General features: G+C 68.9%; 13 protein-coding genes. 9 read left to right on the top strand and 4 right to left on the bottom strand.

Annotated elements, in window-relative coordinates; all coding sequences use genetic code 11:
• On the top strand, positions 1–726 hold a 726-nt coding region (locus AB0J53_RS44585), incomplete at its 5' end, for a tyrosine-type recombinase/integrase (protein ID WP_364184295.1).
• Between the two features lie 642 nt (positions 727–1,368).
• Complete coding sequence (locus tag AB0J53_RS44590; protein ID WP_364184297.1) at positions 1,369–2,610, top strand: FAD-dependent monooxygenase; 1,242 nt, start codon at positions 1,369–1,371, stop codon at positions 2,608–2,610.
• A gap of 315 nt (positions 2,611–2,925) precedes the next feature.
• Here AB0J53_RS44590 and AB0J53_RS44595 read toward each other — a convergent pair whose 3' ends face one another.
• Positions 2,926–3,231, bottom strand: a complete 306-nt coding sequence (locus tag AB0J53_RS44595; RefSeq protein WP_357587702.1) for a DUF1330 domain-containing protein — start codon at positions 3,229–3,231, stop codon at positions 2,926–2,928.
• 188 nt (positions 3,232–3,419) lie between these two features.
• On the opposite strand from AB0J53_RS44595, the gene AB0J53_RS44600 reads away from it, so the two are divergent.
• On the top strand, positions 3,420–4,322 hold the full coding sequence (locus AB0J53_RS44600) for a LysR family transcriptional regulator (RefSeq protein ID WP_364184300.1): 903 nt from the start codon (positions 3,420–3,422) through the stop codon (positions 4,320–4,322).
• 218 nt (positions 4,323–4,540) lie between these two features.
• Here the strand turns inward: AB0J53_RS44600 and AB0J53_RS44605 are convergent, their stop codons facing one another.
• Complete coding sequence (locus tag AB0J53_RS44605) at positions 4,541–4,720, bottom strand: hypothetical protein (RefSeq protein ID WP_364184302.1); 180 nt, start codon at positions 4,718–4,720, stop codon at positions 4,541–4,543.
• Positions 4,721–4,893: 173 nt separating this feature from the next.
• On the opposite strand from AB0J53_RS44605, the gene AB0J53_RS44610 reads away from it, so the two are divergent.
• The 5 genes from AB0J53_RS44610 (at position 4,894) to AB0J53_RS44630 (ending at position 10,392) form a co-directional block, all read left to right on the top strand.
• The gene (locus AB0J53_RS44610) at positions 4,894–5,595 is read left to right on the top strand and encodes a response regulator transcription factor (RefSeq protein WP_364184305.1); all 702 of its coding nucleotides are present in this window, start codon (positions 4,894–4,896) and stop codon (positions 5,593–5,595) included.
• Entirely contained in the window at positions 5,592–7,058 is a 1,467-nt protein-coding gene (locus AB0J53_RS44615) for an ATP-binding protein (RefSeq protein WP_364184307.1), read from the top strand. The genes AB0J53_RS44610 and AB0J53_RS44615 overlap by 4 nt, the downstream gene beginning before the upstream one ends.
• A gap of 139 nt (positions 7,059–7,197) precedes the next feature.
• Positions 7,198–8,115 carry a polyphosphate polymerase domain-containing protein gene (locus AB0J53_RS44620; RefSeq protein WP_364184309.1) on the top strand — a complete coding sequence of 306 codons (918 nt, stop codon included), beginning with the start codon at positions 7,198–7,200 and terminating at the stop codon, positions 8,113–8,115.
• A 6-nt stretch (positions 8,116–8,121) separates the two neighbouring features.
• Positions 8,122–8,799 (top strand): DUF4956 domain-containing protein, encoded by a 678-nt coding sequence (locus tag AB0J53_RS44625; RefSeq protein ID WP_364184311.1) that lies wholly within the window; start codon positions 8,122–8,124, stop codon positions 8,797–8,799.
• 6 nt (positions 8,800–8,805) lie between these two features.
• Positions 8,806–10,392, top strand: a complete 1,587-nt coding sequence (locus AB0J53_RS44630; protein WP_364184314.1) for a CotH kinase family protein — start codon at positions 8,806–8,808, stop codon at positions 10,390–10,392.
• Between the two features lie 297 nt (positions 10,393–10,689).
• Here the strand turns inward: AB0J53_RS44630 and AB0J53_RS44635 are convergent, their stop codons facing one another.
• Entirely contained in the window at positions 10,690–11,505 is an 816-nt protein-coding gene (locus tag AB0J53_RS44635) for an oxidoreductase (protein ID WP_364184317.1), read from the bottom strand.
• Between the two features lie 26 nt (positions 11,506–11,531).
• Complete coding sequence (locus AB0J53_RS44640) at positions 11,532–12,269, bottom strand: SDR family oxidoreductase (protein WP_364184320.1); 738 nt, start codon at positions 12,267–12,269, stop codon at positions 11,532–11,534.
• A gap of 100 nt (positions 12,270–12,369) precedes the next feature.
• Here AB0J53_RS44640 and AB0J53_RS44645 point away from each other — a divergent pair, with 100 nt between their 5' ends.
• Positions 12,370–13,191, top strand: a complete 822-nt coding sequence (locus tag AB0J53_RS44645) for a helix-turn-helix transcriptional regulator (protein WP_364184323.1) — start codon at positions 12,370–12,372, stop codon at positions 13,189–13,191.
• The last annotated feature ends 250 nt before the right edge of the window (positions 13,192–13,441 follow it).

Here is a 13,441-nt window from a genome sequence, read left to right on the forward strand (position 1 = left end):
GCACTGGCCCTCGACGAGGCCGCCGCCCTCGTACGCGGTGCGCAGCAGATCGCCCAGCGTCATCCGGTCGACGCCGCGGCGGTGATGCTGCTGGCCACCCTCGGGCTGCGCGCCGCTGAGCTGGAGGGGCTGACGGCGGGGCGGATCGAGCGTTCGGCGGGGCACTGGGTGATCGCCTTCCGGCTCAAGGGCGGCCGGCAGGTCGTCGTGCCGCTGGCCGCCGAGGTGATGGAGCTGCTCCGGCCGCTGCTGGAGGGCCGCCGCACCGACCAGCTGCTCCTGCTACGCGCCGACGGCCGCAGCTTCGACCGCTGGCGGCAGCAGACCGCGCTGCGCCGCGCCGCCCGCGCCGCAGGGCTGGACCTCGCGAAGCTGACCCCGCACATGCTCCGCGCCACCGCCGCCACCCTGCTCCGGGCCGCGGGAGTCGCCGTCGAAGACGTCCAGGAACTGCTCGGACACGCCTCCCCGGTCACCACCCAGCGCTACGACCGCGGCCAGAGCGCACTGGACGGCCACGCCGCCTACCGGCTCACCGACCTGCTCACCGGACAACCCGCCACCGGTCCCGGCGAGGCCACCGAGGTCACGGTGGCCGTCGACGAGACGAACGGGGAGGATGCCACCGCGCACGCTCGCCGGCCCCGGCCTCCGCGCCATCGGGGAGCACAGCCACTGGCAGGAAAACGCCGCAAGACCGGCGACCCCACGCGACGTAAACGCTGAGCAGGCTGTGTCGGCCGACCGCGGCGCACTCCTGGCACGAGTCCTCTGCCCCGCCAAGGCCGGAACTCCTGCTATCCCGGCTCGACCCGAAACCCGGCCGCTGCCCGTCTTGGTGACCGAGATGTCACGAACGGGCACCGACAGTTTCGGCGTAGGGGATCAGCGTGCGACCTCCACTTCGCCGAGTCCGTCACGATGCCCCATCATCCAACCAACGAAGAGCGCTGACGACGCTGAACATCCCGCCGCATGGCCTGGTCACGTCCACGGACGTGGTCCTGCGTCCATTTCACGTCTGGTTCTGTCGATGACAGGTGACAGCGATCGTTTCCGCTGCAAGGTGATGTCGCTGGGAAGTAACAGCGCCCTGAGGGCTTGTGGTGGGAGCATTGATGCGCTTCGCGGGATGAGGTGGCGCTGGTGCAGCCCAAGTCCAAGGTCGAGTTGTATGCGGCGGTCCGCAGCGATTCTCGAGGCCGTGCTTCAACCCACCGACCAGGCGGTAGAGGGGAACGTTTGTCCAAGCCACCGGCGCGTACCGGCGGCGACAGTGGGCTCATGAACGTTTCCGACGGGCGGTCACGGCCGGTCGACCGCGCGCTCCACGACGTACGGGTGGGCTGAATGACAAGCAGGAATGCCATGCGGATTCTCATCTCCGGCGCCAGCATCGCCGGTCCGGTCCTGGCGTACTGGCTGACCAGGCACGGCTTCTCCGTCACCGTCGTCGAGCGCGCGCCGGCTTTGCGCAAGACCGGCGGCCACGCGGTCGACCTGTTCCGGCCCGCGATGAACATCTCGCAGCAGATGGGCCTGATCGCGCGCGTCGAGGAGCGGGCCACCGGCACCAACCGGATGACCATTCACCAGGAGGGCGCCCGGCGCCCTGTCCGGGTGAACCTGTCCAAGATCTTCAACGCCACCTCCGACCGGCACCTGGAGATCATGCGCGACGACCTGAGCGAGATCTACTATGACGCCACCCGCGACTACGTCGAGTACCTCTTCGGCGACTCGATCACCGCGATCTCGCCCGACGGCGAGGTACAGTTCGAGCGCGCCGCGCCGCGCCGCTTCAACATCGTCATCGGCGCGGACGGGCTGCACTCCAACGTGCGCCGCCTCGTCTTCGGCGAGGAGCCCCGCTTCGGCGCCTTCATCGGCGCCTACTTCGGGGTGCTGACCCTGCCTCACGCCTTCGGCCTCGACGGAGAGCTCCTCATGCACGTCGGCGTGGGCCGCACCGCCGGCATGTACGGCGCGCGACACCTCGACGAGGCACGGGCGTTGCTCCTGTTCCGTAGTGAACCCGAACTCGACTACCACCACCACGACGTGCCCCGGCAGAAGGAGCTGCTGCGCGGCGCGTTCGACGGCATGCACCCCGAGGTGGACCGCTGGCTGGACGAGCTGGACCGTACCCCGGCCTTCTACTTCGACTCGATCACCCAGGTCCGCATGGACACCTGGTCGCGCGGCCGGGTGACGCTCGTCGGCGACGCCGGCTACTGTCCCGGCCCGGCCGTCGGCGGCAGCACCAGCCTGGCCGTCGTCGGCGCCTACGTACTGGCCGGGGAACTGGCGCGAGCGGGCGGCGACCACCAGCGCGCCTTCCCCGCCTACGAGCACGCGATGGCCGGGCACGTGCGCGGCAGCCACGCGGCCGCGCTCAGCGCGGCCAAAACCCTGATCCCCGCCTCCCGCCTCGGCGTACGAGGACTGGCCCAGGGCGCCCGCCTGATCTCCGCCCTGCCCGCCCGGCCCCGGCGCGCACTTCTCCGCCTGGCCAGCAAGAGCGCACGCCTGCACAACGCCATGACCCTCGACGACTACTCGCCGTCGCTCGCCGCATCAGCAGGCCGGAGCGACCTCGCGGGCTGCTAGGACATGGAGTAGCCCGCCGCACGGCACCGGGCTGCCGTTGGACGACGACGCGGCGCCTGCTGGAAGGGTAGCTTTCGGCCCGGCGATCGCCGGGGAGGTTGAGCGGTTCGGTCAGCCGGTTGGACAGCACCGTGACCAGGGAGTCGAACAGGCCGCGGTAGCCGGCCAGCCTTGCGATGGAGGAAGTCTTCCCCGCTATCGGCGGCCGGCCGGGGCCGGTCGAGCGCATGGGCGGGAGCTGCCAGGCCAGGCCCTGGTCGATGAGGTTGAGCAGGACACGGCGGGCTGCCCGTGGCCTCATGCAGGCCGTCGAGGTCAGTCGATGCCGTCGATGATGCGGAAGTCGCGCTCGAAGCCGTCGGGGAGGGCCACCAGCGCCTTCTGGTACGCCTCACTCTCGTATGCCGCGACGGCCTGATCAAAGCTGTCGAACTCGATCAGAACGACGCGTTGCGCAATTCCGGCCTCGTGGGCGACGACTCGACCGCCCTGGGACGGGAGGAGGGATATGGTGCGCCCGCCTCCAGCCTGGACAGCCGGACCGGCCAGCTTGTCGTAGGCAGTCAGCCCCTCAGGGTCGGAAATAGCGGGGTAGACACTGACCCAGTAGCCCTTGGCCACGGAAACCTCCTGTGTTGGGCCGGACACGTCCGACTTCGCATTGACATGCAGATCGATCGATCCCGGCGATGGGTACTGCGGCCGGTTGAATCGTCATATGCGCAGGTTAGGGCTTGGTGCGCGGCCGAGGGAAAGACCGGTACGGGATAGACTCAGAACGAACCGTTATCAATCGGCGGGGAGGGCACGTGGCGCCGGATACGGTGAGCCTGCGCTACTTCCTGATACTGGCGCAGGAGCTGAACTTCACCCGCGCGGCCGCACGGATCGGTATCGCACAGCCCGCACTCAGCGCCCGGATGCGCCGGTTGGAGGCGGAACTCGGTACGGCCCTGCTGATCCGCAACACGCGTAGCGTCGCATTGACCACGGCCGGTGCGGCTTTGGCGGAGTCCGCACCGCCCGCGCTGGCGGCGCTGGACCGGGCATGGGACACCGCCCGGAGCGCGGCGGCCGGTGAGCTGGGCACGCTGCGCATCGGATACAGCCTCAGCGCCGGGGCCGAGACGGTACCGGCCCTGGTGGACAGGCTGGTTCGCGGCAACAGCGGGCTCGAGGTCGGCGCGGTACCGATGGCGACACCGGAGATCTCCCTCGCGGTCGCCGATGGCCGAATCGATGCCGGGATCACCCGTGGTGAACAGCCGGGCCGTGGCGTGCGCCGGTTCCTGCTGCGGCGTATGCGCGTCGGGGTCCAGCTGGCGCAGCACCATCCGCTGGCCGAACACCCGGAGATCGAGATCGCCGACGCGGCCGCGTATCCGCTGCGACTCCCGGATCGTGCGGCCAACCCCGTGGTCCACGATCAGCTGTCCGCACTGTTCCGAGACATCCGGCCACACCCTCGATTCCACACGCCCGCAGTCTCCTTCGACATGTCTCAGCGCGACCTGCTCGACGGGGTCACCCTCGCTCCGGCCGGAGAAGCCGCGGTCGCGGCAGCACCGCCCGGTCTCACCTGGCGACCGCTGCGGGGAGCGCCCAGCCTGACGATCCACCTGGTCCTCCCGCGCGAGCAATCGCCGCTGCACCGCCGCATCCGTGCCGTCGCCAAAACGCTGGCGCACGAGCTGCACTGGCTGCCGGACTGACGCGCACGAGGTCAAGCAAGACGGACGCCTGCGGTGGCGAGGCCGAAGACCTTGCGCCCGGCGGACTGGCTTAATGCCCGATCCGACCTCAGAACACCGGCGGATCAGCATCCGATGACGGCCCCGGGGTCGTGTCCGAGTCGTACACCGCGGCGACGTCCTCGCCCAGCCCGAGCTCTCGGCGGCTGGGCCACCGCTGCCTCCGGGACATCATCTAGCTAGATGTCGCGGCGGGACAGCAGCCGGCGGATGGTGGTCTTGGCGACCGCGCGGGTCCGTTCGCGCTTTCCTTGCGGCGTTCGGCGTCGGCCGAGGCTGGCTGGCGGGGCGGCCCAGTGCTTCGTGGTCTGGCACCGGAGCAGCCAGGAGGTGATGGCGCCGATCTCGGCGAGCAGCACGATGACGCGGTCGATGGCCGAGGCGTAGGCGGCGTGCGGGGTGGCGAGGAAGGCATTGGCGGCAACGTACAGGAGATTGTGGGGAGTAAGGGACGCGGCCCGACTTCGCGCCTCGCACGCTCGGGTCGTGGCCTTTCAGGCTGCTCTTACACAGGTACCGTAGAACGGTACCCATGAACGAGTCCGTGCCCGCGAAAGTCCTGGTCGTTGACGACGAGCCCAACATCCGGGAGCTGTTGTCCGAGGCGCTGAGTCTCAACGGTTTCGACGTGCGAACCGCGTCCAGTGGACGGGCGGCGCTGAAAGCGGTGGCGTCCGAGCGGCCCGACATCATCGTGCTGGACGTGATGCTGCCTGACCTGGACGGCTTCACGGTCGCTCGCAGGTTGCGGGAGGCGCAGGACAGTCCGTTGGTGCTCTTCCTCACCGCCAAGGATGCCGTGTCGGACCGGATTTCCGGCCTGACCGCGGGCGGGGACGACTACGTCACCAAGCCGTTCAGCTTGGAGGAGGTGGTTCTGCGGCTGCGGGCGATCCTGCGCAGGGTCCGGCCCGTGCCGGAAGAGGTCGACGACCGGGTTCTCCGCTATGCGGATCTGGAGCTCGACGAGGAGGCTCATCTGGTGCGGCGGGCGGGGCGGGCCATCCATCTTTCGCCGACGGAGTTCAGCCTCCTGCGCTATCTGATGATCAACGCCGAGCGGGTCGTCAGCAAGGGACAGATTCTGGAGCGGGTGTGGGACTTCGACATCGACGGTGACAGCCGGATCGTCGAGTCCTACATCAGCTACCTTCGGCGAAAGATCGACGCGGAAGGCCGGCCGTTGATCCACACGTTGCGTGGGCTGGGGTATCGCCTGCAGGATTCCTCATGAGGCTGGTTCGGCGTTCGTGGTCGCTGCGGCATCGGCTGCTGGCCGCCTTGCTGGGCCTGTGCGCTGCCGGTCTGGCCGTCTTCGCCGTGGCGGGTGTGCTGCTCCTGGATCGGGTGCTGCTGGCTCGGGTGGACACCCAGTTGACCGAACTGGTCCTCACCCTCACCCGCCGCCCTCCCCCCACGGCGCCGCCTCCTCGGCGTCTGGGGGACATGGAGCTGCCGACACAGTTCCGGATGACCTTCTACGACGCGTACGGAAGCGTGGTGCGGCAGATGCCGCCCGGCCTCTCCGACGGGCCCGCCCTGACGGCCCAGGAAGCCGCGGCGCTGCCGGCTCGTCCCGTCACGGTGGCCGGCAGGACCGGCTCGGAGGAGTGGCGTGTGCTCGTGGCGAGCGTGCCGGGCGGCGGGCGGGTGGCCGTGTCGATGTCGCTGGCGGCCAATCGGGAGACCGTGCGGCAGTTGCTGGTCATCGAGCTGGCCGCCGGCGTCCTGGTGCTGTCGCTGCTGGGCGCGGTCGCCTGGTTCGTGGTGCGGCTGGGCCTGCGTCCGCTGAACCGGATCGAGCGTACAGCGGAGGCGATCGCGGAGGGGGACACCGATCGCAGGGTCGACGACACCGATCCGCGCACCGAGACCGGCCGGCTGGGCCGGACCCTGAACGTGATGCTGGAGCGCCTGGCCCTCGCGCTGCGCGAGCGGGAGCAGTCCGAGCGGAGGCTGCGTCACTTCGTCGCCGACGCCTCGCACGAGCTGCGTACGCCGCTCACGTCCATCCGCGGCTTCGCCGAGCTGTACCACCACGGGCACCGGACACGGGACCCGGCGGCCGAGCGGCTCTTCGGCCGGATCGAGGGCGAGGCCGAACGGATGGGCGTACTGGTCGAGGACATGCTTCTGCTGGCCCGCCTGGATCAGGAACCCACGCTGGAACCCACTGTGGTGGACCTCCGGGTCCTCGCGGGTGATGTGGTGCACGCGGCCCAGGCCCGTGACCGCGAGCGCCCCATCCATCTGCACATCTCCGACGACCCGGTGCTCGTGCGCGGCGACGAACACCGCCTGCACCAGGTCATCGCCAACCTGGTGGAAAACGCGATCACCCACACGGCGGCGGGCACCGCGGTGCGCGTCGCGGTCAGGCGACGGACCGGCGGCGAGGCCGCACCCCACGGGGCCGTGCGTGCGGGATCAGGACCTGCCGCGGATACCGAAGCGGCCTTGGTCGAGGTGCGCGACGAGGGACAGGGCATCGCCCCCGACGATCTGCCCCATGTGTTCGACCGGTTCTATCGCGCGGACCCGAGCCGCTCGCGCGCGTACGGCGGCACCGGGCTGGGGCTGGCCATCGCCGCCGCGCTGGTGCAGGCGCACGCGGGCAGGATCGAGGCGCGCAGCGCGCCCGGCGCGGGAGCGACGTTCCGCGTCCTGTTGCCTTTGTATCGGTCTCAGGACGGCTGAGCCTGCCGCGAATTCGCATATCAGCCAGGCCATAACGGGCAGGGGATGGGAACAGATTGTTCATCTCTGATTGGCGGGCGATTCACACACTATTCCCAGCTTCGTGCTGTCAGATGTGCTCTGACACCGAAGGAGGGACATGCTGCGAAGATTCCGCAAGCGAGACGTCTTCCAAGGTCAGACCGGAGAATCCACCGCTTCGAGCGTCTTGCCGGAAGGCGATGCCGGCCATCGGCTGCGCGCCCCGAGCAAACTGCACGCGTTCAACCGGTACGAGATCAAATACCTGATCGACGCGGACCGGGTCGACGAACTGCGCGAGGAACTGGAGAACCGGCTCGACCGCGACCGGCACTGCCCGGACGAGGGCTACAACATCTGGAGCGTCTACTACGACACCCGGCAGCTGCGCTTCTACTGGGAGAAGATCGAGGGCCTGAAGTTCCGCAGGAAGCTGCGGGTGCGCCACTATGGCGACCGGTTCGCGGCGGCGCCGGACACCCCGGTGTTCGTCGAGATCAAGCAGCGCGTCAACCGGGTCACCCAGAAGCGCCGGGTACGCCTGCCGTACGCTGACGCGCTGCGGCTGTGCGACGGGCGGCAGATGGTCGACCACGAGCCGTCCCAGCGGGCCTTCCTGGAAGAGGTGCTCGACCTGGTCTCCCGGCTGGAGCTGCGCGCCACCGCGATGACCGGTTACACCCGCCACGCCTACATGGGGCGAGATGCCGACGTTGGGCTGCGCGTCACCTTCGACCGCCGCATCAGAGGCCGGGACCGTGACTTCCACTTCGGCGCCGACGCGGAGAACCGGCTCATCGTCCCCGCCCGCAAAGCGATCATGGAAGTCAAGGCGAACGAGCGGGTCCCGTACTGGCTCACCGACCTGACCGCCAAGCGGAGCCTGCAGGTGGTGCGGGTGTCCAAGTACTGCCAGAGCGTCGAGGCCTACGGGCTGGCTCCGCGCTCCGTCTTCCACATTCCCGGCAACGATCACATGCCCGACAACGATCATCTTCCCGGCCGCGAGCGGTCGATGGCTCACATGGAGGTCTGACCCCTGATGGACTTCTCCTTCCAGGATCTGTCCGGCACGTTCAGCGTGGCCGACATCGCGATCGCGATGTCGCTGTCGTTCGTGCTGAGCGCGATGATCGGCTGGGTGTACCGGGCGACGCACCGCAACGTCTCCTACAGCCAGTCGTACGTGCAGACGCTCGTCATCCTCGGCATGCTCATCTCGCTGATCATGCTCGTCGTCGGCTCGAACATCGCGCGGGCGTTCGCCCTGGTCGGCGCGCTGTCCGTGGTGCGGTTCCGTAACGCGATCAAGGAGACCCGCGACGTCGGGTTCATCTTCCTGGTCATGGGCGTCGGCATGGCCGTCGGCACTCGCTTCTACCTGCTCGCGATCGTCGCGGCGGTGGCGATCTCGCTGATCATCATGCTCATGCAGCGGTTCAACTGGTTCGCGCTCAACGTGCGCCGCCAGGTGGTCAAGGTGCAGGTGCCGGCCGACGAGGACTTCACCGCCACGGTCCAGGACGTGCTGGTGCGGCACACCGACGAGTTCGAACTGGTCAGCATGGAATCGATCCGCGGCGGCGCGCTCACCGAGCTCATGTACACCGTGAGGATCAAGAAGGGCAGTGAGCCCGCCGACCTCATCTCGGCTCTGCGCGAGCGCAACCACGGCCAGTCCGTCACCGTGCTCACCGGGTACGACCAGACCGACCTGTAGGCGGCCATGACCCATCCCACCAACCGGCGACGGCTACGCCACCGGATCCCGATCAAGCTCCGGCACAACTGGAAGCTCGTCGCGCTGTGCACCGCCTTCCTGGCCGCGTGCTGGGGCGTGTTCGGCAGCGGGACGATCCGCCCGTACGTGACCACCGCCCAGACCGCTTCGGCCGACACCGTCACGACGAACCTCACCGGGACCAAGGACCTGTTCGACACCACGGTCGGGCACGAGGTGAAGCTGACCTTCACCGACGCGGCGTACCAGGACATGCTGACCGAGTACTACGCCAGCGGCGAGAAGAAGTACGTCGAGGCGGATCTCACCATCGACGGGACCCGCATCCCCAGCGTAGGCGTCCGGCTCAAAGGCAACTCCACGCTCATGGGCCTGACCTGGAACGGCAAGTCCCGCAGCAGCGGCCGGGGCGGCCTCCCCGGCGGACGGCCGCCCGAGGGCTTCGAACCTCCCGAGGGTTTCCAGCCGCCGGACGGGTTTCAGCCGCCTGGCGGTGAGCAGCCGCAAGGAAACGGACAGCCGATGACGAACGGGCAGCCGGAAACGAACGGGCGGCCGGGCGGCGGGATGTTCGGCGCTCAGCTCAAGGCGGAGGAGCCCGAGAAGCTGCCCTGGCTGATCAGCTTCGACGAGTTCGTCGAGGGCCGCCGCTACCAGGGCCACGCGCAGGTGGCTGTGCGGCCCGCTGCGACGGGCTCGACGACGATGCTCAGCGAGGCGCTCGGCATCTCGGTCGTCGGCGCCGCCGGCGAGCCGACGCAGCGCTCCACGTACAGCTCCTTCAACGTGAACGGGCGTTCCTCCACGCCGCGCCTGCTGGTGGAGTACCTCGACGAGGGCTACGCCGAGGACCTGGGCGACGGCGTCCTGTACAAGTCGCTGGCCACCGGCTCCTTCACCTACAAGGGCGAGGACCAGACCGAATACGTCAACGACTTCAAGCAGATCAACAAGATCGGCGGCAAGGACCTTCAGCCTGTCATCGACCTGGTCAAATGGGTGAACGAAGCTTCCGACGCCGAGTTCACCGCCGGCCTCGCCGACCGGCTGGAGGTGGAGTCGTTCGCCCGCTATCTGGCCCTGCAGAACCTGATGGTCAACTTCGACGACATGGCCGGGCCGGGCAAGAACTATTACCTCTGGTACGACTCGGGCAGCAAGAAGTTCACCGTCATCACGTGGGACCTCAACCTCGCCTTCAACGGCGATGCCACGGCGGGCGTCCACGACAGCATCAGCATGGGATTCGGCCGTGGCCGCCCTCGCCAGAACGGCCAGCCCCCGCAGGGCGACCGGCCAAGGGGGGGCATGACCATGGGCCACCCGCTGAAGGAGAAGTTCCTCAAGAACGCCACCTTCAAGAAGGTCTACGAGGAGCAGTACAGAAACCTGTACAACAAACTCCTGGCCGATGGCAGCGCCTCCAAGCTGCTCGACAACCTGGTCAGTTCATACAAACTGAACAATGGAGCCGACACGGCCGCGATCGAAACCGAAGCGAACACACTGCGGACGTTCCTGCAGACGCGGACCGAGAGCCTGGGCTCGGACAAGGCGATCACCGGAACCTGATCGCCGGCGCTCCTCAAGGGCGCGGGGACAGCGTGCGGCCCCGCGCCCTCGGCACCGGAGTGAGGCTTCCCTTGCAGGTGATGCCACGCAGGTCAGTTCGGCCACCTCCGGTGCCGCTCCATCCATACGCAGCAGCGCAGCACCTGCTCATGTGCTGCCCGCAGCCCGACTTCCGCAGGCAGACTCCGAGCGGCCATCACCGCCGGCGTCACCGGACCCCCGCAGGGCCGAGGTCGGGCAGCGCAAAGGTGCAGGTGCCGATCACATTGCTGTGCCGGCGGCCGACGGCTGGATCGGTCATCCTTGCGCCTCGTAGGCCAGCCGCTCCCACTGCTTCCAATCCGCGAGCCGCCGTTCATGGATGGCGGTGACGATCCCCGGTGCGGCGGCCCCGAAGAGCACCCGCAGCGGCGGTTCAGTGGCATCCACCACTTCCAGCAGGGCTCGGGCTGCGGCGTCGGGGTGGCCCGGTGGCTGCACGTTGCGGCGTGCGGCGGCCGCCTCGCGTACGCCGTCGTACTCCGGCAGTGCCAGGGAGCGGCGGGCCGACGCGCCCGCCCAGTCGGTGGCGAACCCGCCCGGCTCGACCAGGGTGACCTTGACGCCGAAGGCGGCGACTTCGAGCGCGAGCGATTCACTGATCCCCTCAAGTGCCCACTTGGAGGCGTGGTACGCGCCCAGGTTCGTGAAGGCGCCCACGCCACCGATGGAGGAGATTTGCACGATGTGGCCACGTCCCTGAGCACGCATCAGCGGCACTGCCGCCTGAGTCACCCAGACCGCACCGAACAGGTTGGTCTCCATCTGATCGCGAAGGTCGTCTTCCGACAGCTCCTCCACCATGCCGAAGTGGCCGTATCCGGCGTTGTTGACGACCACGTCGAGCCGGCCGAACTCCGCGTGGGCGTGCCGGACCGCTTCGGTGACGCCGGCGCGGTCGGTCACGTCGAGCCGGAGCGGCAGCAGGTCCGCCTCGTACTCGGCCGCCAGGTCGTCGAGGGCCGCGAGGTTCCGCGCGGTCGCCACCACGCGGTCGCCGCGTTGCAGCGCCGCGGCGGTGAACGCGCGCCCGAAGCCTCGGGAAGCGCCGGTGATGAACCAGGTCTTACTCATCTTGCCGTCCTTCGGAGAGATGTCCGTCAGCGCTGCGCGGACGGACGGAGAACGATCTCGTTGACGTCAACGTCGGAGGGCTGGGCGAGGGCGTAGGCGATGGCGTTCGCGATGTCCTCGGAGCGGATCGAGGCGGCTCGGTACGTGCGCATGACCTCAGCGGCGAGCGGGTCGGTGATATGGTCGGCCAGCTCGGTGTCGACCACACCGGGGGAAACGGTGGTCACCCGGATGCCCGGCTCGGATTCCAGCCGCAGCCCCTCGGTGAGCGCCCACGCGGCGTACTTGGTCGCGGAGTAGATCGCGGAGGTCTCCACGACCTGGTGGGCGCCGATCGAGGCGACCGTGACGAAATGGCCGCTTCCCTGGCTGCGGAAGATCGGCAGGGCAGCGGCGATGCCGTGGAGAAGGCCGCGCACGTTGACGTTCAGCATCTGGTCCCACTCCTCGACCAGGAGTGCGTCCAACCGGGACAGGAGCATGACTCCGGCGTTCGCGACCAGCACATCGAGTCTGCCGTACGCGTTCACGACCTCCTCGACCACCTCGTGGAAGCCGGGACTGTCGGTGACGTCGAGCGGGCGGGCCTCGGCGGAGTGGCCGGCCGCGGACAGGCCGGCGGCGAGCGCCTTGATCCGGTCGGTGCGGCGGGCGGTGAGGACCACGTGGTGTCCGGCGGTCGCGAGTGTGCGGGCGGTGGCCGCGCCGATGCCGCTGCTCGCGCCGGTCACCAGTACGACCTTCTGTTCCGGTGTCTCTGTCATGCTTCGAGACTCGGGCAGTTCGCTTGTGCGCTACAGGCCGCCGTGTGCATGGGAGTACCGCACCCACCCTTGGCCGCCCGTTCCCTCCTACGCTGAACGTATGACCGAGCGGCATCTAGGTGACTTTTTGCGCGGCAGGCGGGCACGCGTACGCCCCGAAGACGCCGGCCTGCCCGCCGGGCCACGGCGGCGGGTGCCCGGGCTGCGGCGTGAGGAGGTCGCACTGCTGGCCGGTGTGAGCGCGGACTACTACGTGCGGCTGGAGCAGGGGCGGGAACGGAACCCGTCACCGCAGGTGCTGAACGCGCTGGCGACCGCACTCCGCCTCGACGGCGACGCCCACTCGCATCTCTTCCGGCTCGCCGGGCTGACCCCGCGGCCCGCGCGGTCCACCCCCGAGCGCGCGGATCCCGAGCTGCTGCAACTGCTGGACGGCTGGCCGGACAACCCGGCGCTGGTGCTCGGGCGAGCGTACGACGTGCTCGCCGGAAACCGGCTCGGCTACGCGCTCTTCGAAGAGTTCCGTGGCGGGGCGAACCTGCTGGACAAGCTGTTCCGCGATGCGGACGCGCGCTGGTTCTACAAGGACTGGGAGGCCGCCGCGGTCAACACCGTTGCCGGCTTCCGGCTGCTGTACGGTCAGGACCCGCACCATCCGCGCGTACGCGAGGTGCTCGGTTCGATGCTGGCGCACAGTCGCGAGTTCGCCGAACTGTGGCGGGCGAACGAGGCCCGGGGCAAACGCGCCGAGGTGAAGGCCTTTCGCCACCGCGACGTCGGCGAACTCACCCTGCGCATGCATGCCTTCGACGTACGGGCCGCACCGGGGCAGCAGCTCGTCGTCTACCACGCCGAGCCCGGCTCTGCGAGCGCGGACGCGCTCGCCCTGCTCGGCACCCTCGCCGCGACCGCCGACCAATAGGGGCGCCCCCGAACCAGGGCGAACCCGATCCGGAACCCCTGAAACGACAAGATCAACTTCAGTCCGGCTGTTTCAGGAACGGCCCACTCCGGAAGCCAGGGGCACTATGCCGCTCGCCGTGCCCGGCCGGGGGGGTCCGAAAAGGGTGCGGCTACTTTCACCGTCGCATCAACCGACGACACTCCCGCCCCGCCTTATCGTCGCATGGTTGCTCATGGAGAAGGAGAGCACCATGCACTGCGGGAGACGC

The organism is Nonomuraea sp. NPDC049725 (assembly GCF_040674795.1).
GTDB lineage: Bacteria > Actinomycetota > Actinomycetes > Streptosporangiales > Streptosporangiaceae > Nonomuraea > Nonomuraea ceibae.